The sequence below is a fragment of the Mesorhizobium sp. genome, assembly GCF_017306585.1.
Classification (GTDB): domain Bacteria; phylum Pseudomonadota; class Alphaproteobacteria; order Rhizobiales; family Rhizobiaceae; genus Mesorhizobium.
Genome location: NZ_JAFKIC010000123.1, coordinates 33,115 through 59,547, shown reverse-complemented (window position 1 = coordinate 59,547; position 26,433 = coordinate 33,115). Strand labels below are relative to the sequence as shown.

At 62.8% G+C, this 26,433-nt stretch carries 29 protein-coding genes and 1 pseudogene; 15 read left to right on the top strand and 15 right to left on the bottom strand.

Features of this window, described 5'->3' with window-relative positions; all coding sequences use genetic code 11:
- A pseudogene (locus J0I79_RS10875) lies at positions 1 to 1,006 on the top strand (exopolyphosphatase); the annotation flags it as partial.
- Between the two features lie 8 nt (positions 1,007 to 1,014).
- Here the strand turns inward: J0I79_RS10875 and J0I79_RS10870 are convergent.
- The 6 genes from J0I79_RS10870 to betI form a co-directional block, all read right to left on the bottom strand.
- Positions 1,015 to 1,413: a DoxX family protein gene (locus J0I79_RS10870; RefSeq protein ID WP_292857503.1), complete on the bottom strand. Its 399-nt coding sequence runs from the start codon at positions 1,411 to 1,413 to the stop codon at positions 1,015 to 1,017.
- A gap of 123 nt (positions 1,414 to 1,536) precedes the next feature.
- Positions 1,537 to 1,959 (bottom strand): DoxX family protein, encoded by a 423-nt coding sequence (locus J0I79_RS10865; RefSeq protein ID WP_292857500.1) that lies wholly within the window; start codon positions 1,957 to 1,959, stop codon positions 1,537 to 1,539.
- A gap of 178 nt (positions 1,960 to 2,137) precedes the next feature.
- Complete coding sequence (gene fumC, locus J0I79_RS10860) at positions 2,138 to 3,535, bottom strand: class II fumarate hydratase (protein WP_292857497.1); 1,398 nt, start codon at positions 3,533 to 3,535, stop codon at positions 2,138 to 2,140.
- Between the two features lie 189 nt (positions 3,536 to 3,724).
- A complete protein-coding gene (locus J0I79_RS10855) occupies positions 3,725 to 4,273 on the bottom strand; it encodes a DUF805 domain-containing protein (RefSeq protein WP_292857494.1) in 549 nt (182 codons plus the stop codon).
- A gap of 204 nt (positions 4,274 to 4,477) precedes the next feature.
- The gene (locus J0I79_RS10850) at positions 4,478 to 5,242 is read right to left on the bottom strand and encodes an SDR family oxidoreductase (protein ID WP_292857491.1); all 765 of its coding nucleotides are present in this window, start codon (positions 5,240 to 5,242) and stop codon (positions 4,478 to 4,480) included.
- A gap of 97 nt (positions 5,243 to 5,339) precedes the next feature.
- The gene (gene betI, locus J0I79_RS10845) at positions 5,340 to 5,942 is read right to left on the bottom strand and encodes a transcriptional regulator BetI (RefSeq protein ID WP_292857488.1); all 603 of its coding nucleotides are present in this window, start codon (positions 5,940 to 5,942) and stop codon (positions 5,340 to 5,342) included.
- 116 nt (positions 5,943 to 6,058) lie between these two features.
- On the opposite strand from betI, the gene choX reads away from it, so the two are divergent.
- Positions 6,059 to 6,997 (top strand): choline ABC transporter substrate-binding protein, encoded by a 939-nt coding sequence (gene choX / locus J0I79_RS10840; protein WP_292857485.1) that lies wholly within the window; start codon positions 6,059 to 6,061, stop codon positions 6,995 to 6,997.
- Between the two features lie 20 nt (positions 6,998 to 7,017).
- Positions 7,018 to 7,845: an alpha/beta hydrolase gene (locus tag J0I79_RS10835; protein ID WP_292857482.1), complete on the top strand. Its 828-nt coding sequence runs from the start codon at positions 7,018 to 7,020 to the stop codon at positions 7,843 to 7,845.
- On the opposite strand, the gene J0I79_RS10830 is transcribed toward J0I79_RS10835, so the two are convergent.
- On the bottom strand, positions 7,846 to 8,694 hold the full coding sequence (locus J0I79_RS10830) for an NIPSNAP family protein (RefSeq protein ID WP_366014203.1): 849 nt from the start codon (positions 8,692 to 8,694) through the stop codon (positions 7,846 to 7,848). It lies immediately after the preceding gene.
- Between the two features lie 80 nt (positions 8,695 to 8,774).
- Here J0I79_RS10830 and J0I79_RS10825 point away from each other — a divergent pair, with 80 nt between their 5' ends.
- The gene (locus tag J0I79_RS10825; protein WP_292857479.1) at positions 8,775 to 9,344 is read left to right on the top strand and encodes a TetR/AcrR family transcriptional regulator; all 570 of its coding nucleotides are present in this window, start codon (positions 8,775 to 8,777) and stop codon (positions 9,342 to 9,344) included.
- Positions 9,345 to 9,439: 95 nt separating this feature from the next.
- The gene (locus J0I79_RS10820; RefSeq protein WP_292857476.1) at positions 9,440 to 10,573 is read left to right on the top strand and encodes a metallophosphoesterase; all 1,134 of its coding nucleotides are present in this window, start codon (positions 9,440 to 9,442) and stop codon (positions 10,571 to 10,573) included.
- 56 nt (positions 10,574 to 10,629) lie between these two features.
- On the opposite strand, the gene J0I79_RS10815 is transcribed toward J0I79_RS10820, so the two are convergent.
- Positions 10,630 to 10,809, bottom strand: coding sequence for a CsbD family protein (locus J0I79_RS10815; RefSeq protein WP_137933720.1), 180 nt, complete (start codon positions 10,807 to 10,809; stop codon positions 10,630 to 10,632).
- Between the two features lie 195 nt (positions 10,810 to 11,004).
- On the opposite strand from J0I79_RS10815, the gene J0I79_RS10810 reads away from it, so the two are divergent.
- The 5 genes from J0I79_RS10810 (at position 11,005) to J0I79_RS10790 (ending at position 13,384) form a co-directional block, all read left to right on the top strand.
- Entirely contained in the window at positions 11,005 to 11,673 is a 669-nt protein-coding gene (locus J0I79_RS10810; protein ID WP_292857469.1) for a glutathione S-transferase family protein, read from the top strand.
- A 112-nt stretch (positions 11,674 to 11,785) separates the two neighbouring features.
- Complete coding sequence (locus tag J0I79_RS10805) at positions 11,786 to 12,190, top strand: hypothetical protein (protein WP_292857465.1); 405 nt, start codon at positions 11,786 to 11,788, stop codon at positions 12,188 to 12,190.
- Position 12,191: 1 nt separating this feature from the next.
- A complete protein-coding gene (locus J0I79_RS10800) occupies positions 12,192 to 12,350 on the top strand; it encodes a hypothetical protein (protein WP_292857457.1) in 159 nt (52 codons plus the stop codon).
- 43 nt (positions 12,351 to 12,393) lie between these two features.
- A complete protein-coding gene (locus tag J0I79_RS10795; protein ID WP_292857509.1) occupies positions 12,394 to 12,702 on the top strand; it encodes a YkgJ family cysteine cluster protein in 309 nt (102 codons plus the stop codon).
- A 70-nt stretch (positions 12,703 to 12,772) separates the two neighbouring features.
- Positions 12,773 to 13,384, top strand: a complete 612-nt coding sequence (locus J0I79_RS10790; protein WP_292857454.1) for a LysE family translocator — start codon at positions 12,773 to 12,775, stop codon at positions 13,382 to 13,384.
- Positions 13,385 to 13,458: 74 nt separating this feature from the next.
- On the opposite strand, the gene J0I79_RS10785 is transcribed toward J0I79_RS10790, so the two are convergent.
- The 6 genes from J0I79_RS10785 to J0I79_RS10760 all read right to left on the bottom strand — a co-directional run bounded on the left by J0I79_RS10785 (position 13,459) and on the right by J0I79_RS10760 (position 20,186).
- Positions 13,459 to 13,899 (bottom strand): TadE family protein, encoded by a 441-nt coding sequence (locus J0I79_RS10785; protein ID WP_292857451.1) that lies wholly within the window; start codon positions 13,897 to 13,899, stop codon positions 13,459 to 13,461.
- Positions 13,896 to 14,501 carry a TadE/TadG family type IV pilus assembly protein gene (locus J0I79_RS10780; RefSeq protein WP_292857448.1) on the bottom strand — a complete coding sequence of 202 codons (606 nt, stop codon included), beginning with the start codon at positions 14,499 to 14,501 and terminating at the stop codon, positions 13,896 to 13,898. The genes J0I79_RS10785 and J0I79_RS10780 overlap by 4 nt, the downstream gene beginning before the upstream one ends.
- On the bottom strand, positions 14,498 to 16,567 hold the full coding sequence (locus J0I79_RS10775) for a pilus assembly protein TadG-related protein (RefSeq protein WP_292857445.1): 2,070 nt from the start codon (positions 16,565 to 16,567) through the stop codon (positions 14,498 to 14,500). The genes J0I79_RS10780 and J0I79_RS10775 overlap by 4 nt, the downstream gene beginning before the upstream one ends.
- Positions 16,568 to 17,046: 479 nt before the next feature.
- Entirely contained in the window at positions 17,047 to 18,699 is a 1,653-nt protein-coding gene (gene groL, locus J0I79_RS10770; protein ID WP_292857442.1) for a chaperonin GroEL, read from the bottom strand.
- Positions 18,700 to 18,764: 65 nt separating this feature from the next.
- The gene (groES, locus tag J0I79_RS10765; RefSeq protein WP_073987612.1) at positions 18,765 to 19,061 is read right to left on the bottom strand and encodes a co-chaperone GroES; all 297 of its coding nucleotides are present in this window, start codon (positions 19,059 to 19,061) and stop codon (positions 18,765 to 18,767) included.
- Positions 19,062 to 19,280: 219 nt separating this feature from the next.
- A complete protein-coding gene (locus J0I79_RS10760; protein WP_292857439.1) occupies positions 19,281 to 20,186 on the bottom strand; it encodes a class I SAM-dependent methyltransferase in 906 nt (301 codons plus the stop codon).
- Here J0I79_RS10760 and J0I79_RS10755 point away from each other — a divergent pair.
- Positions 20,160 to 21,011 carry a hypothetical protein gene (locus J0I79_RS10755; protein ID WP_292857436.1) on the top strand — a complete coding sequence of 284 codons (852 nt, stop codon included), beginning with the start codon at positions 20,160 to 20,162 and terminating at the stop codon, positions 21,009 to 21,011. The genes J0I79_RS10760 and J0I79_RS10755 overlap by 27 nt on opposite strands.
- 32 nt (positions 21,012 to 21,043) lie before the next feature.
- Here the strand turns inward: J0I79_RS10755 and J0I79_RS10750 are convergent, their stop codons facing one another.
- Entirely contained in the window at positions 21,044 to 21,670 is a 627-nt protein-coding gene (locus J0I79_RS10750; protein ID WP_292857433.1) for a TetR/AcrR family transcriptional regulator, read from the bottom strand.
- 123 nt (positions 21,671 to 21,793) lie between these two features.
- Between J0I79_RS10750 and J0I79_RS10745 the strand changes: the two genes are divergently transcribed.
- From J0I79_RS10745 to J0I79_RS10730, 4 genes are all read left to right on the top strand, one after another.
- The gene (locus J0I79_RS10745) at positions 21,794 to 22,972 is read left to right on the top strand and encodes an MFS transporter (RefSeq protein WP_292857430.1); all 1,179 of its coding nucleotides are present in this window, start codon (positions 21,794 to 21,796) and stop codon (positions 22,970 to 22,972) included.
- 14 nt (positions 22,973 to 22,986) lie between these two features.
- Positions 22,987 to 24,267, top strand: coding sequence for a D-arabinono-1,4-lactone oxidase (locus J0I79_RS10740; protein WP_292857427.1), 1,281 nt, complete (start codon positions 22,987 to 22,989; stop codon positions 24,265 to 24,267).
- A complete protein-coding gene (locus J0I79_RS10735; RefSeq protein ID WP_292857424.1) occupies positions 24,264 to 25,409 on the top strand; it encodes an alanine racemase in 1,146 nt (381 codons plus the stop codon). The genes J0I79_RS10740 and J0I79_RS10735 overlap by 4 nt, the downstream gene beginning before the upstream one ends.
- A 73-nt stretch (positions 25,410 to 25,482) precedes the next feature.
- The gene (locus J0I79_RS10730; RefSeq protein ID WP_292857419.1) at positions 25,483 to 26,433 is read left to right on the top strand and encodes a helix-turn-helix domain-containing GNAT family N-acetyltransferase; all 951 of its coding nucleotides are present in this window, start codon (positions 25,483 to 25,485) and stop codon (positions 26,431 to 26,433) included.

The window sequence follows — 26,433 nt, the reverse complement described above, 5'->3', positions numbered from 1 at the left end:
GTCGATCGGCTCGAACTCGATCCGGCTTGTCGTCTATGAGGGGCTGGCGCGCGCAAAACTCTTGAAAGGCGGGCAGGGTAGGACCTTCTACGCGGTCGGCGGCACTTGGCGAAACCTCGCCCGTCTGCACATGGAGATGACCAACTACCCGCTGGGGGTCATGCACCATTACGAAATATCGGCCGACAGCGCCCAGAGCTTCCTCAAGCAGGTGGCGAGGGGCGAGGTCGAGAAGGTCCGGGGCATCGAGGGCGTCTCCAAGAATCGCCGCTCGCTGTTGCCTTACGGTGCCCTTGTGCTGCAGGAGATCATGGCGGCGATGCAGCCGTCCAGGATCATCGTTTCCGCGCAAGGCGTGCGCGAGGGCTTCCTCTACTCGCTGCTCGACGCGGCCGAACAGAAGGCCGATCCGCTGATCTCTGCGGCCGAGGAGCTGGCGCTTTTGCGCTCACGCTCTGTTCATCACGCCCATGATCTCGTCGAATGGACCGGCAAGGCCTTCAAGGCTTTCGGTATCGATGAGACGCAGGACGAGGCGCGCTATCGCCACGCAGCCTGCCTGCTCGCCGACATCGGCTGGCGCGCGCATCCGGAATATCGCGGCAAGCAGTCGCTCAACATCATCGCGCATGCTTCCTTCATCGGCGTCGACCATCCCGGTCGCGCCTATCTGGCGCTTGCCAATGCCTATCGCCACGACGGCATCTTCAACGATGGCATCGCGCCCGAAATCAAGGCTCTGGCGCCGCCGCGCCTTCTGGAGCGAGCGCGCGTGCTGGCCGCGATGATGCGTGTCGTCTACCTGCTGACGGCGGCCATGCCTGGCGTCATGCCGAGGCTGAAGTGGGAAAGCCGCCCCAACGGCGCGTTGGCGCTGGTGCTTCCGGCGTCGCTCTCCGACCTCTATGGCGAGCGCCCGGCCGGCCGTCTGGCGCAATTGGCGCGCATCACAAACCGCCGCCTGGTGCTGGCGGTGGAAGGCGGGCAGAGCGTTTCGGTGAAGTAGGCGTTGGCCTAGCCACGCCCGTCGGCCGACCATGCGCCGGCGCCCGCCATGGCGAGCGCCAGGAAGCCGCCTGATATAGCGATATCCTTCATCAGCATCTGCTGGTGCAGGAAGGCCAGCGTCGCATCATCGGCGCCCTGGCCGTAGTGTCCGATGAACCCGGCGGCGATACAGAAGGCGGCAAGCAGCAGCGCCACGATGCGGGTCTGGAAGCCGATGAGTATCAAAAGCCCCGCGATCAGTTCGAACAGCCCGGTGCCCCAGGCGGCAAGCGTGGGCAGTGGCAGGCCGAGACCGGCGAAATAGCCCGTCGTGCCGGCAATGTTGGCGAGCGCCTGGAAGCCGGATGGCACGAACAGCACGGCAAACAGCAATCTGGAAACCAGAAGCAATGCGTTGCGGGTCACGGCCGCCTCCCTTGCAAGCGCGGGTTACCGGTTGCAATCGCAGTCTACGCCATCAACTGGACAACGAAAAAGCGGCGCGGAAAATTCCGCGCCGCTTTCATTTTCAGGCTTGGGAGGAGGGCTTCAGCCGCGCTTGGCGTCGATCGAATAGGCGCCGGCGCCCGAAGAGGCGAGCAGGATGAAGCCGCCGGCGATGGCGAGGTTCTTGAGGAACTGGATCATCTGCATCTGGTCGGCCCAGCCGGTATGGGCGACCAGCCCGGTGGCCACGGTGAAGACGGCGAGCACCCAGGCCGCGATGCGGGTCTGGAAGCCGACGAGGACAGCGAGGCCGCCGAGCAGTTCGATCAGACCGACAACAACCGCCGTTACGGTCGGCAGGGGCAGGCCGAGGCCGCCGAAATAGCCGGCGGTGCCGGAAATGGCGGTGAGCTTGCCGAAACCGGAAAGCAGGAAAATGACGGCAAGCAGGATGCGGCCGAGCAGGATGGTGAAGGCGCTGTTGGACGCGGTGCCGGCGCCGGCGGCGGAAGTGTTGACGGACATGGTGGCTCTCCGAATGGGTTGAATGCCACCAGAGATAGACGATGCCGACTGTTCACCAAAGCTGTCTATCCGACGACACATTGTTCACAGACTGTACATTTCTGTGATCGTGCCGGTGACGCGAAATTCATGTCGTCGGATGGAGCGGCGGCAGCAAATTCTACCGCGGACAAACACCTTACCCCGGATGCGTCATGTCCTCGGGGCGCACCAACCGGTCGTAATCGGCTTCGCTCACCAGTCCGGTGGCCAGCGCTTCCTCGCGCAAGGTCGTGCCCTTCTTGTGCGCCGTCTTGGCGATCTTGGCGGCGTTGTCATAACCGATGGTCGGCGCGAGCGCGGTCACCAGCATCAGCGAGCGGTCCAGCGCCGCCTTGATGTTGTCCTCGCGCGCCTCGATGCCGACGACGCAATTGTCGGTGAACGATATCGACGCGTCCGAGAGCAACTGCACCGACTGCAGGAAATTGTAGGCCATAAGCGGGTTGTAGACATTGAGCTCGAAATGGCCCTGGCTGCCGGCGAAGGTCAACGCCGAGTTGTTGCCGAACACCTGCACGCAGACCTGGGTCATGGCCTCGCATTGTGTCGGGTTGACCTTGCCCGGCATGATCGACGAGCCCGGCTCGTTTTCCGGCAGCGACAGTTCGCCAAGCCCGGAGCGAGGACCCGAACCGAGGAAACGGATGTCGTTGGCGATCTTGAACAACGCTGCTGCCGCCGCGTTGATGGCGCCGTGCGAGAACACCATGGAATCATGCGCCGCCAGCGCCTCGAACTTGTTCGGCGCGGTGACGAAGGCGATGCCGGTTATGGCGGCGATGCGGTCCGCCACCTTCTCGGCGAAGCCGACAGGTGCGTTGAGCCCTGTGCCGACGGCGGTGCCACCCTGCGCCAGTTCCTGTAGGCCGGGCAGCGTCTGCACGATGCGCTTGATCGATGAGGCGACCTGCGCGGCATAGCCGGAGAATTCCTGGCCGAGCGTCAGCGGGGTGGCGTCTTGCGTGTGCGTGCGGCCGATCTTGATGATGTGGTTGAAGGCTCGCGCCTTGGCATCGAGCGCCTTGTGCAGGTGATGCAAGGCGGGGACCAGGTGATGCACGACCTGCTCGGCGCAGGCGATATGCATGGCCGTCGGATAAGTGTCGTTCGACGACTGGCTCATATTGACGTGGTCGTTGGGATGCACCGGCTTCTTAGAACCCATCACGCCGCCAAGCATCTCGATCGCCCGGTTGGAGATCACTTCATTGGCGTTCATGTTCGACTGCGTGCCCGAGCCGGTCTGCCACACCACGAGCGGGAAATGCTCGTTGAGCTTGCCGTCGATCACTTCCTGAGCCGCCTCGACGATCGCCTTGCCGATTGCTGGGTCAAGCCGCTTCAACTCCATATTGGCTTCCGCGGCCGCGCGCTTGACGATGCCGAGCGCACGCACGATCGATGCCGGCTGTTTTTCCCAACCGATCTTGAAATTGCCCAGGGAACGCTGCGCCTGCGCACCCCAATAGCGGTCGGCGGCGACCTCGATGGGGCCGAAAGTATCGGTTTCGGTTCTGGTCTTGGGCGTGCTCACGGCAAGTCTCCGGTCTGTCGATTTGGGCAACGGCGTATCGCGTTGCACAATACGCATCAAGCGGAGATTGCGGGCTGTGTGAATGCAAATCGGTTGAAGAAGGTTTCGCGGCAGGATGCCTGGCAGGAAGCCGAACCGCGGCGCGGATTCGTGCCGCCGATCGCTAATCTCTCTTTTGATCCAGACGACCTAAAGGCCGCGGCGACCAAATCCGGTTGGACCCGTGGGACGCCTCGTTTGCGGCGCCACCGGTGCTGGGTCTGTCCTGCCGGTCTGCCGCACCATGCCAGCGGATCGCGGCTGCTGCTGCGCAAAGCGCTCGACCTTCATGCGCGAGATATGGGCGTTGAGATCGTTCCTCGACCCATCCGCACCCGGTGGCGGGCCATAGTCGTTGTTACCGTCCGAACCGGAGAAAAAGCCGCATTCGACCAGCACCCACAGCCCCCCGATATAGGGAATGAACAGGATCAGGGACCACCGGCCCGACTTGTCCAGGTCATGGTATCGCTTGATCGTCGCCGCGAAATTGATCCAGAGCGAAAGGGCGCCGCCGATGAGCAGCACCAGATTGACGCTCAGGCTTTTCGAGGGGAATGATCCGAGCCTGTGTCCCGATGCGCCTGCGACATGGACAAGGGCGGCGAGGGTCACCACCAGGAGAACCAGGATTGCCAACTGGGCCAGCCACCATTGCCCACGCCCGATGCGCCCGGAAAATCCAAAAAAGAGATTCATATACACACCCCCATTGGTGACGGGAGTTATTGCGTCATCAAAGTAAAAAGTCACTAAAGGCACTCTCATGGAATGGTAGATATGGCAAACGAGACGACATAGTAGTTAATCGACGTGAAACGACTTGCGTAAACAACGCTCGATATTATTGTCATGAGTGGGGATGGAATCCTGGCCAGAATGCGATCATCGCTTGGCCGCTTCTCAACCCGCCGTATATCCACCGTCGATGGCGAAGATACCGCCACTGGTCCACGCAGCTTCGTCACTGGCGAGATAAACTGCCATTCCGGCAAGGTCGTCTGGGCGGCCGATACGACCCAGCGGATAGCTGCGATCGACATAGGCTCTCAACTCCGCCTGCGCCGCCGCCGGCAGGTTGTCAACCGTCTTGCGCCGCATGGCCGTGTCGACCGTGCCGGGCGCAATCGCGTTGACGCGGATACCGCGTGGACCGAGTTCGAAGGCCAGCGACCTGGTCAGCGAGTTCAACGCGCCCTTGGACAGGGAATAGAGGCTTGATGGCCGCTTCGAGATCATCTTGCCGGCGAAATAGGAGGAGATGTTGATGACGGATGCGCCGGCGCCGAAATGCGGCAGCACCCCCTGGGTCAGGAAAAACGCGGCCGTCACATTGAGCGCGAAGGAGTGCTGGAATTGCGCCTGGTCGACGCTATCGAACGGCACGAGATAGGCGACGCCGGCATTGTTGACGAGGACGTCCAATGGACGGCCGGATCGTTTGACCTGCTCGACGACGGCTCCGATGCCGGTGTCGGTCGCCAGGTCGGCCGACAATGTCTCTACTGCACCGTGAACTCGTAGCTTCAGTCGCGCGGCTTCGAGTTTGCCGGCGTCTCGGCCGACGATCAGGACGTCGGCGCCCTCGCGCAGAAACCCCTCCGCGATCGCCAGGCCGATGCCGTCCGACCCGCCGGTCACGAGTGCGCGCTTGTCTTGAAGTCTCATCGGGTACTCCACGGCAACTTGGACGAGTCAAAGCACTCCATGTCGGCGGTCGAGGTCAAGCCGATGCCCTATCCCAAGGTATGAACTTCGCCGGTTTTCAGGTGCCGGAGGCCAAACGTCCCTGATCGGCCAGGCGCGCGCTGACATAGCCCTTGACCTGGCGGATCGCCTGTTCGCGCGAAACGCTGCCCGGCTGTAGGCCAAGCCGCAGCCACAGCCCATCGATCAGAGCGGTGACACCGAGCGCGATGTCGTCGGCTTCTCCGGGCGAGGTGAGGCCGCGCAGGCCCGACAACAGGTTCGAGCGCATGCGCCCGTGAATGACCTTCTGGATGCGCGCGAGCTTCTCGTCGCGCGGCACCTCGGCGCAGAGCGAAAGCCAGGCATGGCAAAGCGGCGGCAGGAACAGATGCTCCTCGAAATTGCCTTCTATCACCGCATCGAGGCGCTCGATCGGGGTGCGCGCCTGGCGAAGTCTGGCGACGACGGCATTGCACAGAACCGCATTGGCCTCCCGCATCGCATGCTCGAACAGCTCCTGCTTGTTGCGGAAATAATGCAGCACGATGCCTTTGGAAGCGCCTGCATGGGCGGCCACCTTTTCCAACGTGGCGCCGGCAATGCCTTCGCGTTCCAGGACCGCGAAAGCCGCCTGCCGCAATTCCTTGCGGCGTATGTCTCCGAGACGCTTCAGCTTCATGGGTTCAGTCCACGCATGACGAATCCACGTTGACATCTTCGTCCATCCAGATCAAGAATTGACCAGTGGGACAATAATTAGACCATTCGGTCAATTCAACAATGAGGAGAACGAGGATGTCGCGTATTTTCGCAGGTGGTGTGTGCCTTGCCGCGTTGATGCTGGCCCCCCATGCGGTTAGGGCCGCGGAGCCCGAGCAATGCCGGACCGTCCGCATGGCCGAACCTGGCTGGAACGATCTCGCTTTCACCACGGGGGTCGCCAATGTTCTGTTGCAGGCGCTCGGCTACCAGCCGCAAAGCGAGGTGCTCGGCATCAACGTCATCTACGAAGGCATGAAGAACCGGGATCTCGACCTGTTCCTGGGTTATTGGGACCCGGCCATGGTCACCTACTACGAGCCCTACAAGAAGGACGGCTCGGTGGAGAATGTCCGCGTCAATCTCGTCGGCGCCAAATACACCTTCGCCGTGCCGACCTATGTCTGGGAGGCCGGCGTCAAGGATGTCGCCGACCTGCACAAATTCGCCGACAAGTTCGGCAAGAAAATGTACGGCATCGAGCCCGGCTCGAACCAGCTGATGATGGACGCCATAGCCGATCCCGCCTTTGGCCTCGACGGCTGGCATGTGGTGGAATCGAGCGAAGCCGGCATGCTCTCCGAGGTCGGCTATGAGATCAAGGAGAAGCAGTTCATCGTCTTCCAGGGCTGGGCCCCGCATCCGATGAACACCATGTATGATTTCAAGTATCTGACCGGCGGCGACAAGTTCTTCGGTCCGAACTTCGGCGCCGCGACGGTGACGACCCAGGTGCGCAAGGGCTACTTGCAGGAGTGTCCGAACGTCGCGCAGTTCCTCAAGAATCTGGTTTTCGACATCGACATGGAGAATGTCGGCATGGGTTACCTCATCAATGACGGCATGAAGCCGGAGGAGGGGGCATTGAAGTCGATCCAGCTGAACAAGGGGCGTCTCGACACGTGGCTTGCGGGCGTCACCACATTCGACGGCAAGCCCGGCCTTGCCGCCGTCAAAGAAAAGCTCGGCCTGTGACACCGGCAGCGCAGGGTGCCTTGCCTGGTCTTGAAGCGGAGCAGGATGCCTGGGCCGGGCGCAAGCAGTTCGTCGATGTCGGCGGTCTCGAGATCGCCTATGTCGAGATCGCCGGGGCCGAACCGGCGCTGCTGCTGGTGCATGGGTTTACCGACACCAGCCGCAGCTTTTCCCTCCTGGCACCGCATCTGACCGGTCGTCGGCTGATCATGCCTGACCTGCGCGGCCACGGTGCGTCGTATGACGGCGGCCGCTATGCTGTCGCCGATTTCGCGGACGATATCGCCGGACTGATCCACCGCCTGCGATTGGACCGGCCGATCCTTGTCGGCCATTCGCTGGGTGGCATGGTGGCGATCTCGCTGGCCGCGCGACGGCCGGATCTCATCGGCGGCCTTGTCGTACTGGCCAGCACGTTGAACCCCGGCTTCATGCCGGGCCACCCGCTGCTGGCAGCAATCGAAGCTCTGCACGACCCGATATCGCCGGCCGACCCGCTCTTTGCCTGGTGGCACGCGTGCCAGCATGCTGTGCCGCTAGCCTTCCTTGCGGAATTGGCGAACGACGCATCGGCGATGCCGGCTCGGCGCTGGCGCGCCATCCTGGAGGAAATCTGCCGTACGGACCTGAACGGTTTGGCTCAAGCCGTACAGGCTCGAACACTGATCGTCGCCGGGGCCAGCGATCCATTGTTCGACGGACGGCATCAGCAGGTGCTGTCAAGCGCGCTACCTCACGCACATCTGGTCCAAGCGCAAGGTTGCGGCCACAACCCGCACTGGGAGGCGCCGGCATTTGTCGCCAGGGCCATCACCGATGCGTTTGGCCTCGCTGGTCCCGTGGAATAGTTACTTCAGCAAAGACCGTGCGGTGGGCGTGAGGCGCAGGGTCTCTGCCGGTCTGGCAAAGTCGGCTTCCGCGCGCTGGCGCAGGGCCTGCCAATCGGCCGATCGGCCAAGCGTCGCCGCGTGGCTCGCATGGGCCTCGGCGCTGTCGAATGCGGTCACGCTGACAAAGACATTCTCGCCCGAGCGCACAGGCAGGCGAGGAAAGCTGTTTTCAGCATGTTCCGTAACAAGCGCGGCCAGTGGCCGTGCCCCGTACATTGCCATCAATGGCTTCGCTTCGCCGTTGTAGCGGCTGGCGAAGCCAGCTACGGCGCCGGGCTTCAGATGATGAATCTGGATAACAAGGATGCCAGCCATCGGCTTGTTCTGAATTGGTTTTTTGCCGGCATTCAAATCTGCTCGTTGCGCTCCGGAGAGGTTGAAACCAGCGTTCGGCCATGCCGGCCTCAACAGCAGCACATCATCGGAATCGATCATTGTCGCATTGGCCGCATCGCGGTGCGCCCTCCAGATCGGACCGTCGTAAAATGCCGACAGGGCATCCTTGCGCGCCTCCATGCTGTCGAAGCCGCGCAGCCAGACGAACATGTCGGGGCGGTCAAGGTCCCGGAACTGGCCGATGATGGTCATCCCGGCATCTTCCTGACCTTCGATGAAATTCGCGTCGAAGAGGTCGATCAACGTCTCGCGCTTGCCTGGCTTCAATGTGTACTGGCGCAATTCAAGGATGGGCGAGGCAAGCGCTACAGGCTTCGGCGCGGCATTGAGGGGAAGGCTCATCGAGTGGTCTCCATAAACAGGATGATCAACCTGTTTATAAACAGACCGGTTGCCCTGTTTTGTCAACATGGTATTGTCCAGCAATGTCAGCAGAGACGATCATTCGAACCGTTCCTCGGGCGCGAAAACGCACCAACGATCCTGAAGGGATGCGCAAAAAGGTGTTGGACGTCGCCGAGGCCGCGTTTCAGGCCAGGGGCTATCATGCCTCCAGCCTGGGGGACCTGATGGCGGCGGCGGGTGTCACCGGCGGGGCGCTGCATCACCATTTCCCGACCAAGAAGGCGCTGGCGCTGGCGGTGATCGAGGAGCGCGTGGCGGCGGCGGTCGCGGAAACATGGATCGATCCGGTTTTGGCGGCGACGTCGGCGCGCGACGGGGTACGGTCGGTGTTCGAGGCCGTGGCGGCCGAACTCGAGAAGCAAGGGTTCGTGCGCGGCTGCCCGCTCAACAACCTCGCGCATGAACTGTCGCTTGCCGATCCCGATTTCCGCACGGCACTTGCCCGCATATTCTCGGCATGGCGCGAGGCGATCGCCGACAAGGTCAGGGCCGACCAGCAAAAGGGCAGGGAGCAAGGCACCGATCCCGAGCGCTTCGCGACGCTGGTGATCGCGGCCTATTCCGGTGCAATGTCGATGGCCAAGACGGCACAGGAGGCCACGGTGCTGCGTCAATGCCTGGCTGCCCTGCAGGCCCCTGGTCAGCCGGCGGCCTGATCCTCTCGCAGGCGTTTGGCGCCGTCGACGGTCAGGCCGTCTTGACGGCGATCGAAACTGGACGGAGAGGCGTCGCGTATGCTGAAACTGCGCGGATGATGAATCATCGCTTCCGCACATCGCTTTCGAGACGCAGCTTGTTGACTAAGGCCGCCGGTCTTGCCGCCGCCGGCGCGCTTTCACGCCCGGCGCTGGCTCAGACCGGGCAGCGCGTCCAGCCGATCGACGCCACGTTCCTGTTCATCGCCGATGTCCATGCCTGCCGCATGGCGAGTGGCTTGAGCCCCAACTGCCAGCAGGAGGGCAAGACCGATGCGGCGCTGCTGCGCAATGTCGCCGCGCTGAATGCCATTGGCGACAAGGATTGGCCGGCCGAGATCAACGGCGTCGCCACGGGCCTGCGTTCGGCCGGCAAGCGGATCGGCATGCCGCTCGGCCTCGTCGTCGGCGGTGACATGACCGACGATGGTGGCGGCCAGATCACCCAGCCAAGTGAGGGCACGCAACTTCTCCAGTTCAGCCAGCGCTACAGCCAGGGCGTCGGACCGGACCGCGTTCATATGCCGGTCTATGTCGGGCTCGGAAACCACGATCTCGACCAGAACGGTCCGCCGCAACATGTCGACTGGTACCGGCGCGAGATGCGCGACTATGTCGAGGTCAACCACCGCGCCGGCGTGTTCTTCAAACCACCCGTGCCGGCCACCAGCTACGACGTCGAAACCGACTGCTATTCATGGGACTGGGGTGGTCTCCATCTGGTTCAGACGCATCGTTTCGCCGGCGACACCGGCCACGGCGCCGACTCGAGCCTGCCATGGCTCAAGCAGGATCTGGCGACCTATGCGGCGGATGGCCGCCCTGTCATCCTGTTCCAGCACTATGGCTGGGATACGTTTTCGACGGAGCGATGGGACCCTGCCAGACGGACATTCGACGATGACGGTGCCGGCGCGCCGCATTGGTGGGCCGATGCCGACAGGCAGGCGCTGCTGGCGGCTCTGAAGGGTTACAATGTCGTTGCCGTCTTTCACGGCCACCAGCACGAGACGCCGCTGATCTATCGCGGTGACGGGATCGACCTGTTCAAGCCGAAGGCTGCCTATATGGGTGGTTTTGCGCTGGCGAAGGTGACCAGCGACGGCATGGACGTCGTGCTGGGCGAGGCGACGGACGACCAGGGCGGAATCGCTTTCACCAATGCCTTCAGCAAGGACTGGTCGATATGAAAAAGGCGGTCGTTACGACCGCCTTTCGCTACCACGAAGACAAGTGTTCGCCGTGATCAGAGCGCTTTCTTGACCTTATCCTTCACGTCGCCATAGGCTTTCTGCACCTTGCCGGCGGCCTTGTCCGCCATACCCTCGGCCTGTGTCTGCCGGTTGCCAGTGGCCTTGCCGGCCGCTTCCTTGACCGAACCCTTGACCTGTTTGGCCACGCCGGCGATCTGATCCTTGTTCACCATGTTCGCATCTCCTGGGAGTTTTGAATTCGGAGGAATTCATCCGCGGCTAGCTAACGAGCCGGCACCGGTTAGGTTCCAAGCTTCTTGCTGGCGACGATGAGTTTGCGCAGCTGCTTCCGGCGGCAAGGCTGGCAGGCTAGGTTGGCAAGACACGCTGGACGGAGATCCGGCTCGATTCTGCGCATGGGGAGGAAAATGGCGGAATTCACGCTCTACATCGGCAACAAGTGCTTCTCCTCATGGTCGCTCAGACCATGGGTGGCGATGAGGCATCTGGAAATCCCGTTCGAGGAGGGTTTCGTGCGGCTGCGCACGCCCGAGACCGCCGCCGATCTGGCGAAAGTATCGCCGACCGGCCAGGTGCCGGTCCTGAAGCATAGGCCGTTGAAGGGAGGGGACAGGATCGTCTGGGAAACCCTTGCCATCCTTGAATATCTCGCCGACCTGTTTCCGGAGAAGCAGCTGTGGCCCGCCGATCTCGGCGCCCGGGCGCTGGCACGCGCGGCGGCCACAGAGATGCATTCCGGCTTTCGCGAGGTCCGCTATGGCTGGCCGATGAATTTGCGGCGGCCGAAGGCCCACAAGCCGCTCGACGCCGAAGGCGACGCGCAGCGTGCGCGCATCGAGGCGCTGTGGCGCGAGTGTCGCGAAAAATACGGCAAGGGCGGCCCCTTCCTGTTCGGTCATTTCACCGCGGCGGACGCCATGTATGCGCCGGTCGTTACCCGCTTCGATACCTATGGCGGCGATCTTGCGCCTGACACCAGGGCCTATGTCGACGCAATCCTGGCAACACCGGCGATGCGGCAATGGTATGCCGAGGCGGCAAGGGAGACCTGGCCGGAGCCGGGTCCTGACGAATAGGCGCGAGTTCTGCCTAGCTTCTGGCCACTTCGGCAATTCCATCAATTGCCGTATTGCTTTGTGCTTGATCCTGGCCGAAGAGCTTCCCTGGACACGAACGGAGAGAAGATCGATGGCCACCAAACGCGTGCCACCAACGCCGATCGCTGCCGATGCCACCATCGCGGATATGGTCGAGGTGCTGGACAAGCCGGTCGAATATGTCCGGCGGGTGCTTGAAAGGCTCGAGCGCTGCAAGCGGGCATTTGGCGACGCGCAGGTGCGGATCGCCGTGCGCAGCCGCGCCGAATGCCCGAACTACCTGATCGAATATGTCCGCGAGGATCCCAAGACGCGCCAATTGGTCACTCGTCAGGACGCCGCCTATAGCGGCAGCACGCATCGAGAACTCGGGCCGCACCACATAGAAGCGGAAGGGATGTGGTCGCCTGAGGAAATGAACATTACGGCGGTTTCCGCGCTGATCGGCCGTCTACGCAATCCGCGTGCGCCGTCGCGCCCCGACAATGAGGACTGACATGGCCATTAAATTCTCCGCCAAGACCCAGCCTGCCGCGGCTCCTGTCGCCGCCAGTCCGGCCAAGGCCGCTGCCAAGACCCCGGCCGAGCCCGCCGCGACGGATCTTTTCAATGCTCCCGCGGAGCCGGCCAAGGGCAAACCCAGGAAGAAGAAATAGTCGTTTGAGCCAAGGAGCGGATCAAGATTCTGACCGGCCGCCGGTGCGCGGTCCGCTTTCACCCGTCTTCGACTGCCAGAGTTGCGGCGCCTGCTGCTCCTATTCGGCCGAATGGCCGCGTTTTTCCACCGAGGATGATGCGCAACTGGATCGCATCCCGGCGAAATTCGTCGCGGCCAATCAATCGGGCATGCGCTGCGAGGGTGTGCGCTGCTCGGCGCTGTCCGGCGAGGTCGGCAAGGCGACGGCTTGCGGCATATACGAGGTCCGCCCGGACGTGTGTCGCGCCTGCATGCCCGGCGACGACGATTGCCTGATGGCACGCTACGCACACAGATTACCGACATCGTAGTATCATCGGCGTATTGCGCACGGCCACGGCGCTCTCTACGCTGCTTCAGGGCAGGGCCGTGGAGGAAATCTTGAGCATCGAATTCCTGTTGACGTCGCTGATTATCGTGGCATCGCCCGGCACCGGCGTTCTCTACACGCTGAGCGCCGGCCTCTCACGCGGCGCGCGTGCCTCGATCGTGGCGGCCTTTGCCTGCACTCTGGGCATCATTCCCCATATGGCGGCAGCCATCACCGGGCTTGCCGCGGTGCTGCACACAAGTGCCATCGCCTTCGAGACGCTGAAATATCTCGGCGTCGCCTATCTGCTCTACATGGCCTGGAACACGCTCAGGGAGAACGGCGGCCTGAACGTCGACGAGGCGGCCGCGCCGCGCTCGACCGCCAGGACCATCACCTCCGGCGTCCTGATCAACATCCTGAACCCGAAACTGTCGATCTTCTTCTTCGCCTTCCTGCCGCAATTCGTCAGCACCACCGAGCCGCATGCCTTTGCCCGCATGCTGGAGCTCTCAGGCGTCTTCATGCTGATGACCTTCGTCGTCTTCGCCATATACGGCGTGTTCGCGGCGTCGGTGCGCAGTCATGTCGTGTCGCGGCCGATGGTGCTGACCTGGATGCGCCGGACTTTCGCCGGCGCCTTCGTGATGCTCGGCGCGAAGCTGGCGCTGGCGGATCGGTAAGAGCAATCTCAGCAAGAGTGTGCAACCTGCGCGGCAAACCCGTGTGGCCAGCGCGTTGACGCCGCTGTGTGACGTCAGGCTCCCTGGTTTGGAAAGCAGGCTTGCGCGGTGAGGTTCGGGCCGTTCGCCAGTGAGGTGATGAAGGCCGGCATCACGGTCGCGAATGTGTAGGAAACCTGAACGCTCGAGAAGCCGGACAGGCCCGAGCAGGTGGTGTTGTTGTTGATTGTGATGTTGGCGCCGCTCAGGATGATGCCGTCGGTCGCCGCCCGGTTGATGATATAGCTGATCGAACTGGCGGCGCTGTAGGCGCCGTTAACCGTGCATCCACTTTGGAGCACGCCCATGCAGCGCGCGCCTGCCGCGGCGATCTCATTCAGCACGTGCTGTGCCCAGTACATGCGGCCGAACTCGAAAGTACCCATCAGCATCAACAGCACCGGCACCGACAGAAGTGCGAACTCGACGGCATTGGCGCCGGATCTGTCGCGCAGGAATGACCGGTGGCGGCTCATTGCGGTTGCACCATGGACTGAACGGTGATGTTGCCGTTCTGGACGATGCCCAGGCCGCCGAAAATAGGTGTGTATGGCTTGCTTGCCGTGATCGTCACGAACTTTCCCGCGATCGTGCCGCTGCTGCAGACGCTGCCGCATGCCACCGGCGTGCTCCAGGCCACGGCGCCCGAGCTGGCGACGCAGTAGCAGAGGTCGGCATTGGCGGCTGTGCCTGTTTGTGTCGCGGTCGATGTGCTGGCGTCATAGGTAACCGCCGCGCCATTGTTGATGACGACCTGAACCCCGCCGCCATTGCTACCCAGACCGCTGGCGACGACTGTCGTGATATTGCCGGCAAGCGCGCTGCCGCCGGAGGAATTGACCTTGTCGCCATTGAGCAAGGCATAGTTGGAGCCCGCGGAGACGGCTGTGCTTAGCTCGAACCTTGCTTTCAGCAAGCCGCCAATATCGACGGTACCGGCAAGAATGAGCAGCAGCACCGGGCTGACCAGCGCGAATTCGACTGCCGATACCCCTGATGTCTCGCGCCGAAGGAAGGCGGCGAACGAGGAGAGGCGGCTGGCATATGAGTGCCTCTCGAAGGGGATCCGCGCTCTCATTGTACGAGGCTCACCTTGCTGCTCGTGCTGCTGCCGGGGGCGGCGATACATTGCGACGCTGCCGCGGTGCCGCCCGAAAGGGTGATGCGCGAGCCGATCATCTGCAGACATTTGCTCGTATCGCTCGGCGAGCCCAGTACGCTTGAACCGCCATTCATAATGATAGGGCCATAAGGAAAGTAGAAAGCTCCCGAAATCTGCGCATTGGAGCCGCCTTCGGCGAAGGTGGCGCCGGCGGTGATCGAGGTCGATGTCGGCCCGATGACGGCAAGCTTGGCCGTGGCGCCGGTCTGTGGCGCGGTCAGCACGATGTTGCTGTAACCGGCCGCCACGCAGAAGACATAGCCGCTGCAGCTTCCAGAACTCGACCTGGCCTTGCCCGACAGCACCAAAGTCACGTTGGTGCCGCTGACGCTGATCGTGCTGCCGCCGCAACTGGCGCTGCCGCCGCCGCTCCCGCCCAGCGCGAAATAGCCATCGATCGTGTAGACGCCGGCGCCGAGCAGCACCGCGCCCGAGGCAATGAAGTTGCCCTCTATGTCGTGCTGCGCAGTGGCCGGAATGACGAAGCAACTGCCGCCACCACCGCCATTCACATTGCCGACGACCTGGAATACGCCCGAACTGGTGGCGTCGGCCATGACTGTCTTTGAGCCGCCGCCGAGCGTGATGGCGTCACCATTGCCGCCGGGGCCGATCTTGTAGCTGTTCGATGTTCCTGAGCCGAAAGTGATCGTCGCACCACCGGTGTTGTTGAACCCGCCACCCAGTTCGAAGGTGCTCGGTCCGCCGAATGTAAGCGTGCTGGTGTTGCACAGGCTGACCCGCGCCGTGCCGCCGCAGGTGTTGTCGCTCATGCCGAATTTGAAAGTGCCGGCGCCGAATGTGGTGGTGGCGCCGCCACCGGTCGTTAGCCCCTTGGTGAAGTTGAACGTGCCAGCGCCGAACGTCGTGGTGCCGGCGGTGGTGACCTGCTTGCCGATATTGTAGGTGCCGGCGCCGAAAGTCGTGGTTCCCGCCGTAGTCAGCGTCTTGGCGAAATTGTAAGTGCCCGGGCCGAAATTGGTGGTGGCGCTGGTCGTGAAGTCGCCCGCGAAATTGTAGGTGGTCGTGGCCGCCCCTGCCGTGGCGAAGTTGAGGTTGATGCCGCCGCCAATGGTCACTGTGCCCAGATTGACCGTTGTTTTGCTGCCGCAGCTGAACGTCCAGGTCGGCTGCGACCAGGATGCGGTGCAGCCGGCTGCCATGGCCGCGTTCGTCGTCGCGGTCTGATCCCAGGCGAAGTCGATGTTGGTGCCGGTGGTGTTGGTCGGCGCTGCAGGAGCTGTAGCGGCCGACATTGCCGACACTGTGGAAAAGCGGGCCACGGCGGCCGCGACCGCCGCATTGCCCGCCAGCGGGTCGGCGGTCGATGTCTTGGTGATCACCGCCGCCGCCCCGCCGGGGCCGGTGATGCCATTGCATGGCTGGCTCGGCGCCGCGGCCGAATTGTAGTTGACGCCGATCGCCGAGATGCTGGTGCCGCAGGGAACAGTCACTGTGTTGTTCGAGGAGACGGTGCATGTCGGCGCCGAGATCGACGTGCCGCCGCTCAACGTTATGCCGGTCTGTGTGCCGTCAAGCGCCAGCATGCATCCAGGCGTTTGCGGCTGCGCGCCGATCTCGGCCACCGAATTGGCATAGATCTGCAGTTGCTGGCGGTCGCTCAGCACGCGCGCCAAGAGCAGGGTCTTGTAGGTATTGATCGAGACCGAGACAGCGTTGACGTTGGCCGTTTTGGGGGAGGCGACCAGGCTCACCTGCACATTGGCGGCCGGAACGCCGTTGAGCACCGCCACGCTGACAGCCGTGGCTGTCATTTGAGCGGTGGACTGGTTCTTGTTGTAGGCCAGCGCGCCGGCATAGGCCGACAGGTCCGCGACGCGCTGGTTGTCGGCGCGCTCGACCAGCGCGCCACCATACTCCGTGACCAAAGCGGCCATGCCGATCAGCAGCGGCATCACAAGCGCCGAGACGATCAGTACGTTGCCGTCGCGGTTTTGCGAAAATCGTCGGAGAAACTGCATCGATGATTACCCGACCCGATACACGCTGGAGCAACCTCGCCGTGCTCTTGGTGTTTAGTAATCTCAAATGTATTAAAAAATATTGCCCGACAATTCGTGAAGAGGTCACGAGGGTCGATGGAAGTTTCTGTTTTTGCTGGCGAAATGGCCAAAAGGATAATCAGCCGTCGATGGCGCAGCGACTGAGCTCGGGCGCCTAGGGCGCGGGCGAAGGTTGCTTAGCGCGACAAGGTGCATTTTCACAACCAGCGGCTGTTGCAGGCTTCCAACGAAAAAGGGCGGCATCGCTGCCGCCCTTTCTATATCTGCGACGGTACGGACTTCTTAGAAGTCCACGCCGCCACTCAAGTCCGCTTGCGGACTTGAGCAATGTCAGTTGATGGGCGTGCTCTATGGACTTCTTAGAAGTCCATGCCGCCACTCAAGCCCGCTTGCGGGCTTGAGCAATGTTAGTTGATGGGCGTGCTTTTATGGACTTCTTAGAAGTCCATGCCGCCCATGCCGCCCATGCCGCCGCCAGGCATACCGCCCGGCATGCCGCCGGCAGCTTCCTTCTTCGGAGCTTCGGCGATCATGGCTTCGGTGGTGACCAGCAGGCCAGCGACCGAGGCCGCGTCCTGGAGAGCCGTGCGCACGACCTTGACCGGGTCGACGATGCCCATGGCGATCATGTCGCCATATTCGCCGGTCTGGGCGTTGTAGCCGAAGGTCGCGCCCTTGTTCTCGAGGATCTTGCCGGCGACGATCGAAGCTTCGGCACCAGCGTTGGCAGCGATCTGGCGGGCCGGAGCCTGCAGCGCGCGGCGCACGATGTTGATGCCGGCAGCCTGGTCGGAGTTGACGCCGGTTGCCTTGACGTTGGCCGAGGCGCGCAGCAGGGCCACGCCGCCGCCGGCGACGATGCCTTCTTCCACGGCCGCGCGGGTCGCGTTCAGAGCGTCGTCAACGCGATCCTTCTTTTCCTTCACTTCCACTTCGGTCGCACCGCCGACGCGGATCACGGCAACGCCGCCGGCGAGCTTCGCCAGACGTTCCTGCAGCTTCTCCTTGTCGTAGTCCGAGGTGGTTTCCTCGATCTGCTGCTTGATCTGGGCGACGCGGCCCTGGATCTCGGCCTTCTTGCCGGCGCCGTCGACGATGGTGGTGTTCTCCTTGGAGATCGACACCTTCTTGGCGCGGCCGAGCATGTTGAGGCCGACATTCTCGAGCTTGATGCCGAGGTCTTCCGAGATGACCTGGCCACCGGTGAGGATGGCGATGTCTTCCAGCATGGCCTTGCGGCGATCACCGAAGCCCGGAGCCTTGACGGCGGCGATCTTCAGGCCACCGCGCAGCTTGTTGACGACCAGCGTGGCCAGAGCCTCGCCTTCGACGTCTTCCGAGATGATGAGCAGCGGCTTCGAGGTCTGAACGACGGCTTCGAGGACCGGCAGCATGGCCTGCAGGTTGGAGAGCTTCTTCTCGTGCAGCAGGATGTAGGCGTCTTCCAGATCGGCGACCATCTTGTCGGCGTTGGTGACGAAGTAGGGCGAGAGGTAGCCGCGGTCGAACTGCATGCCTTCGACGACTTCCAACTCGGTCTCGGCGGTCTTGGCTTCCTCGACGGTGATGACGCCTTCGTTGCCGACCTTCTGCATCGCTTCCGCGATCATCTTGCCGACCGACTCGTCGCCATTGGCCGAGATCGTGCCGACCTGGGCGACTTCCTCGGAGGTCTTGATCTTCTTGGCGGCCTTGCCGAGAGCGGTGACGACTTCACCGACGGCGAGGTCGATGCCGCGCTTCAGGTCCATCGGGTTCATGCCGGCGGCAACGGCCTTGTTGCCTTCCTGGACGATCGCCTGGGCGAGAACCGTCGCGGTCGTGGTGCCGTCGCCGGCGATGTCGTTGGTCTTCGAAGCGACTTCGCGGACCATCTGCGCGCCCATGTTCTCGAACTTGTCTTCAAGCTCGATTTCCTTGGCGACGGTGACGCCGTCCTTGGTGATGCGCGGGGCGCCGAACGACTTGTCGATGACGACGTTGCGGCCCTTGGGGCCGAGCGTGACCTTCACCGCGTCGGCGAGGATGTTGACACCGCGCAGCATGCGCTCGCGGGCGTCACGGGAGAATTTTACGTCTTTGGCAGCCATGTTTTAGCTCCTGGCAGGGGCTTGGGATCAAGCCCGAAAATTCAAGTTGAAGGTGAGGCCGATAATCAGCCGATGATGCCCATGATGTCGGATTCCTTCATGATCAGAAGGTCTTCGCCATTGAGCTTGACTTCGGTGCCCGACCACTTGCCGAACAGGATGCGGTCGCCGGCCTTGACGTCCAGCGGGACGAGCTTGCCGTTTTCGTCGCGGGCGCCCGAGCCGACGGCGATGATCTCGCCTTCCTGCGGCTTTTCCTTCGCCGTATCCGGGATGATGATCCCGCCGGCGGTCTTGGATTCGGATTCAACCCGGCGAACGACCACGCGGTCATGAAGCGGGCGGAACTTCGACTTTGCCATTTTTTCTTCCTCGAATGAGAACGGTGAGAACTGTTCCTCCGTCCGGCGACGCCGGACCTGTGGTTAGCACTCACCTGAGGCGAGTGCTAACGTGGCGCTGAAATAGGCTGGCGGCTTTTGAGAGTCAAGGTGCGGGGGAAGGGGCGGTGGCGCGAAATTTTTCTCGTCCCGCGCCGCTGCGGGAAATGCACTGACTTCCAGCGGCAAGAGAGGCGAACTTCACGCTGTTCGGCGCCTTGGCGATCGCAAGGTCAAAAGCGGGCATTGCTCGGCAAATCCATAACTGCCCGTCGAAACAGTGCCGACGTCGCCGAAGAAGGCCTTGGCTTCGCTGATCAGGGCCGAGACCGGGGCAAAGCTGTAGACGGCGTTTGAGTTGCGGTAGACGTCGATTGTGCCGATGACAGGCAACGCCCACCCGGTTTGAGCGCTGAGTTCCTGGCGATCCGGAAACAACTCATCGAACCTGTCCAGGATAGTCTTCACGGGAATGGCATGGTCAGGTGCGTTGCCGGCGGCGGTCATGGCGACACGCCACTTCAGTTCATGGAAAGTCGACACGGCTCCGGATAGCGCGAGCGCCTGCACATCCGCCGGCTTGTAAGGTATTTCCGGACCGGCAAAGAGACGCAGTCCGGCGCGACCGTCTGGGCGTAGCGTCTTCGCGATTGCCGCAAACAGCGATTGGCGCGCGATCGAGGAGGCGAGTGCCGAGAGGCAACCGTCACCGATCGCCGCCTCCATACCTGCATCGGGCAAAGGAAGGTCGAGCCAATCACCGTGGATCGCCTTTCGCATGTCCGTGTCTCCGGGCCAGATTCCGGCGATCATGTCGGAAGACTCATCCACCGCGGTCATCGCCGCGCCAAGTCCAGCGAGCTCCGGCGTGACTCCCAGCAAAACGACATGCGAGTTCGAGATATCGAGCACTCGTTTGTAGGTTTCCACCGCTTCCATCGGCGGCCGCAACGGCGGGCCAAGCAACTGCCAGTGACCTCGAATACGATTCCAATGACCGGTCACCGATAGCTCCCAAACCCACGCGGCATTGTATTGCAACGCATAATCGAGGACGCTTGCGAAACCAAGCAGGGGCGCATGGCACGGATCGCGGTTATCACGCATGAGTTTGACAGGTTCGAGCGTCGGCGCGGGCTGCTTCTGCGCCGCGAGAGCCCATACATGCTTGGCAACCTGTTGGAAGAGTTGAAGCGGCGTGGGCATTCCGTTCAGATATTGTCCGGCACGTCGGCGAAGCCGGAAGCCGACATCGCCGTGCTTCATGTCGACGCGACTGTGACACCGCCCGATTATGTCGAATATGCACGGGCCTTCCCGTACTGCCTGAACATCGGTGCCGCCGACATTTCCAAACGCCGCATCAGCGGCGCCGTGATCGGGAGGAACGACGGCTGGCAAGGGCCGGTGATCGTCAAGAGCAGTCTCAACAATCTGGGAACGCGCGAGCAGTCACTCAACCGGCGATCACGGCGCGCCGGAAAACCGGAACCGTTCCCGGGCGTGAGGGTCATGGCCGGCTACACCATCCATAACTCGCTCGCCGATGTTGCCGAGGCCGTGTTCGAGCGCGAGGATCTGGTCGTCGAGAAATTCATTCCCGAAGCCGAGCCTGACGGCTTTGGCGCCCGGTTCTGGATATTCTGCGGCGAGCGCGAGCGCTGCACCCGCCATGTCTCGCCGCAAAACCTGGTCAAGGGCAGCGACACGATCCGCCGCGAGCCGGTTCCCGTGCCGGAAGAACTCCGCGAGACAAGGCGCAAGCTCGGTTTCGACTATGGCAAGTTCGATTTCGTCATGCACGAAGGCAAGGCGGTGCTGCTCGACGCCAACAAGACCCCGGGTGGCGCCCGCAACCTGTCCAGCTTTCTGGCCGCCGGCAATGCCAATCTGGCGGATGGTTTCGAGGGTCTGATCCGCCAGTTTGCATAGCCGATGGCGAGATGCTTCTTTGAGGCGGCGCCCTAAAGAAACAAACGCAGCTGCGTGTGGATGATCGAGCGATAATCCTCGATCGTGCGCCGGCCTTCTTCCTTGTCCTGTGTCAGCGCCAGGCGGACAACGCCGCCGGCAAGCTGGAAGATCAGGAACACAAGTCTTGCGAAGGGCTCGCGCTGCTCGGGCCTCAGCATGGGTGAGACATGGTCGCACAAGATCTTTGATTGATGCCTGGTCTCGGCAATGTCGAGATGCTGCAAGGCCTTGTCGGCCTGGATGGCGTTCTGAAGGTCCTGGATGGCCGGATCGGCGGCGACGCGGCCGTAATAGTCGTCGAGCATCCGGTCGGCTGCCATGGTCACGTCAGCCGGTTCGCTGATTTCAGCGATGATGGCGCCGAAACGCGCGCGGCTTTCTTCCGAGAACCGCTCATAGAGCATCGCCAGGATGGCCGATTTGTTGGGAAAGTAGTGGTAGACGGTGGCGATCGGCCCGCCGGCCAGCGTGCCGACCTCCTTCATGGTGACGGCATCGATGCCTTTTTCACCGATCAGCCGCATGGTTGTCGACAGGATGGCGTCGATGCGCTCGCGGCTGCGCTCCTGCTTGGGCCTGCGCCTCGGCTGGGTCGGCGTCTGCCTTGCTTCTTCCATGCGCCGGTTCTCTCGCGGGATTGCGAATTCTGGTTGACAAAAAACATGATCAAGTATCAGGTTCTTGAATGCTGACAGATTGTCAGCTTTTTTGCCGAGCGGCAAGGACGTTGGGAGGCGCCTTTGACTTCGACAAGCACCGGCGATGGCGACTGGCTGGTCGGCAATCCGACTGGCGTGCAACTGGCGTCCGCCCTGTGGATCGGATCGGTCGGTCTGCTCATTCTCGGCCTGCAGCCCGTCCTGCTCGGGGCGCTTTACACCGAGGGCCATGTCAGTGGCGATGAACTGGCGCTGGTCGCCACCGCCGAGATGATCGCCATCGCGATCGGGTCGGCCATCGTCGCGATGCTGCTTTCGGCACACGCGATGCGCTGGAAAAGCGCGGTCCTTCTGCTCCTGCTGGCGCTCGCCAATGTCTGGACTGCCTATGCCGCCAGCGCCAATACCCTGATCGCCGCACGGGCGCTCGCAGGCCTTGCCGAAGGCGGACTGGTCGCGATCGCCACCGAATTGATCGCCCGTTCGCGTCGGGCCGAACGCATTGGCGGCTATTTCGTCACCATGCAGACGCTGGCGCAGTGCGCTCTTGCCCTGGTCCTGGCGCTTTATGTCATTCCCGCCGCCGGATCCGCGGGCGGGTTCATCGTTCTCGCCGCGGTCTGCGTCGCGTCGCTGGCGATCGCCTTTGTCGTCCCCGCCGACTATGCGGACCTGCCGAAGGACGAGAATCTGGCCAATGTGCTGACGGTTCCCTCGATCACCGCGCTGCTGTCGGTCTTCTGCTATTTCATGTTTTTCGGCGCGGTGTGGGCTTTTCTCGAGCCGCTGGGCGCCCAGTTCGGCATCGATGGCCGCACCGTCGGCCTGATCGTCTCGGCAAGCCTGGCGGTGCAGGTCCTGGGCGCGATGACCGCCACCGTGTTCGAGGCCCGCATCGACTATCGGCTGGCCATCGCGGCGATCGGCCTTGTCGCTCTGGTAAGTTCGCTGATCCTGGCCAGCGGACCGGGCCTCACCACATTCTGGGTCGCCGCCCTGGTCATGGGCTTCATCCTGCTGTTCATCGTGCCCTACCAGATCAGGCTGGCGATCACCGCCGACGAGACGCGCACCGCCGTGCTGCTGGTGCCGGCCGCCCAGCTGTTCGGTCTGGCCATCGGCCCGATTGCCGCCTCGCTGCTCATCGACGGCAAGGATTTTCGCCCGGTGCCGGAATTCGCCGCCGCAAGCGCTGTCGCCAGCGTGGCATTGCTTGGTCTGTTTGTCCTGGTCGCGCGGCGTCGCCGCGTGATCGCCTGACGGGTTGCCGCGACATGTCGAACAGCTGGAGCAACTGGTCGGGTTTCGTCACGGCTTCACCGAAGCTGATTGCCAGCCCGGCCGATGCAGGCGAACTCGGCGATCTCGTTCGCACTGCGCCGGGGCCGGTGCGTGTCGTCGGCGCGGGCCATTCCTTCACACCGCTGGTGAAGTCCGAAGGCACCATCGTCTCGCTGGAAAAGCTAGAGGGGTTGGTATCGCATGACAGCGCGAACAACCGTGCGCGGGTCCGGGCGGGCACACGCCTTGGCGCGTTGATGCACATCCTGCAAGGCATCGGCCAGGGCCTGCCCAATATGGGCGACATCGATCGGCAAGCGATCGGCGGCGCGCTGGGCACCGCGACCCACGGTTCCGGCCCGACGCTCGGCGCCTATCATACCCAACTCGAAACGGTGCAGATCGTCGATGGGCTCGGCAAAATCCGTGAGTTCAAGCGCAGCAGCGACCAGGACATGATCCACGCCACCGGTGTTGCGCTCGGCGCCTTCGGTGTGTTGAGCGAAGTGACCATGAACAACATCGCGACCTATCGGTTGCGCCGCCGCAAATGGGTGCTGCCGATCGCCGATATGCTGCGCGATTTCGAAACCATGATGACCGCTCACCGGTCGGCGGAATTCTATTACATTCCGTTCTCCGGCTATGCCCAGTTCATCGCCAGCGATCTGAGCGAGGCGGCGACCACCACGCGCCCGACCGAGGACGATGAGGGCTCCTTGCGTACGCTGCGCCGGCTGCGCACCGGATTGGCCTGGCTGCCCTCGCTGCGGCGCGCGCTGATCACCGGCGCGGTAAAAAAGGTGCCGGCCGAGGACTACGTGCAGGACTGGCTCAACGTCTATGCCAGTGACCGCCAGACCAGATTCAACGAGATGGAATATCATCTGCCCTTCGAGGACGGGCCGAAAGCGCTGGCCGAGATCATCGACCTGACCGAGAAGCGCTTTCCCGAAGTCTATTTCCCGATGGAGGTGCGCAGCGTCGCGCCGGACCGTTTCTGGCTCTCGCCTTTCTATGAGAGGCCGACCTGTTCCATCGCCATCCACCATGATGCGGCCAACGATCCGCTGCCTTTCATGCGCGCGGCGGAACCGATCTTCCGCAAGTATGGCGGCCGGCCGCACTGGGGCAAGATGCACAGTTTGAAAGCGGACGATCTGAAAAAACTCTATCCGCGCTGGGATGACGCCATGGCGGTGCGGCGCGACATTGATCCGCACAACCGCTTCATCTCGCCCTACATGGCTGGCCTGTTCGGCATTCAATCATGAGCACCTATTTCGCGGGTCTTTCGGATGCGCTGAGGCAAGCCGGCATATTCCAGCCGTGCCTGCTGCTCGACCGCGACCGGCTGGACCGCAACATCGCCCTGGTGAAGGAAAGGCTCGATCCCGGCCTTGCCGTGCGGCTGGTCGACAAGTCGCTCGCCTGCCTGCCGTTGCTCGCCCATATCGCCAAGGCACTCGCAGCCCATCGTTTCATGACTTTCCATCCGCCGATCAGCGCGGCGGTGCTGAACGCGTTTCCAAGTGCCGATTTCCTCTACGGCAAGCCGATGCCGGTGCAGGCGGCAAGGGCCGTGCTTGCGCAGGGCGCCACCGATTGGAAACGCGTTTGCTGGCTGATCGACAGCCAGGAAAGGCTGGCGGAATATGGCGCGCTCGCGGCGGAACTGGGGATCGAACTGCGCATCGCCTTCGAGATCGATGTCGGGCTGCACCGTGGCGGGTTCGCGGAACCGGAGGCCTTGTCGCAGGCGTTGAAGACGCTGTCGGACTACAAGGGCCTTCGCTGCGAGGGCGTCATGGCCTATGAGGCGCACGCACCGCATATTCCAGGCCTGTTCGGCGGGCCGGCGAGGGCGCTGGCGCAAGCCTCGGAGCGTGCCGCGGCTTTCGTTGCGTGTCTCGGCGCCGGCCAGCGGCACATCCTCAACATCGGCGGCAGCAAGACGGCGCTGCTTCATCATGGCGGGATTGCCAATGAAGTCTCCATGGGTTCGGCCTTCGTGCTGCCCGGCGATTTCGACACGCCGGGCCTGGATGGGTTCCAGCCGGCCTCCTTCATCGCCACGCCGATCCTGAAAGTGGTCGAGCCGATGCTGCCCGGCCCGCCGGCGGTGTCCCGCATGCTGCAGGCGCTCGGCCGGTTTCCGCGCAAGGGCTGCTACCTCTATGGCGGCAAATGGATGGCTGAACCGGTGTTCCCCGAGGGCATGAGCACGAACGGTCTGCTCGGCCTCTCCTCCAACCAGCAATTCATGGGCCTGCCCGCCGACACCATGGCAAAGCCTAGCGATTACGCGTTCCTGCGGCCGACGCAGAGCGAGGCGGTGCTGCAACAGTTCGGGCCGATCGTCGTGCTTTCAGGCGGCAGGATTGTCGATCGCTGGCCGGTATTGCCAATGGCGTGAGCTCCGAGCTTGGCTCCAAAATAGTTGACTAAGTCAAGTTAATGGTTGATCCTGTGTTCACAGGAGACGAACCATGACCATTCACCATCAACCCGACAGGGAAGCGCCCGGCAAGGACCTGATCGATGCGGTGCGGGCCTTCAACCGCTTCTATACGCGCCAGATCGGACTGCTCGACGAAGGGTTGCTGAAAAGCGCTTTCTCACTGACCGAGGCGCGGGTGCTTTACGAACTGGCGCACCGTGACGACCTGACCGCGACCGACCTTGGCCGCGATCTCGGCCTCGACGCGGGCTATGTCAGCCGTCTGCTGAAGAAGTTCGAGCGCCGTCATCTCATCTCGAGGTCAACGCTGGCTTCGGATGCGCGTCAGTCGTCGATCGCGCTGACGAAAGCGGGCAGGGAGGCCTTTGCGCCGCTGAACAAGGATTCGCACAACCAGGTCGCCGCCTTGCTTAGCCGACTGCCGGCGTCGGAGCAGCACCGGCTGGTGAAATCCATGCGGACCGTCCAGGGACTGCTGGGGGAAAGCGCGGAGCCGAAAGTCCCCTATCTGTTGCGGCCGCTGCAGGTCGGCGACATCGGCTGGATCATCCGCCGGCAAGGCATGCTCTACGCCCAGGATTATGGCTGGGACGAGACCTATGAGGCGCTGGTCGCCGAGATCCTTTCGGCCTTCGTGAAATCCTTCGACCCGAAATGGGAGCGCAGCTGGATCGCCGAGAGGGAAGGCGAGGTCGTCGGCTCGGTCTTCATCGTGCGCAAGTCGGATCAGGTGGCGAAGCTTCGCCTCCTCTATGTCGAGCCTTCCGCACGCGGCCTCGGCATCGGCAAGCGGCTGGTCGAGGAATGCATCGGCTTTGCCCGCGCCAGGGGGTACAAGACGCTGACCTTGTGGACCAACGACATCCTCACCGCCGCCCGCCATATCTACCAGGCCGCCGGCTTCAAATTGATCGAGGAAGAGGCTCATCATTCCTTCGGCAAGGATCTGGTAGGCCAGACCTGGGATCTCGACCTCTAG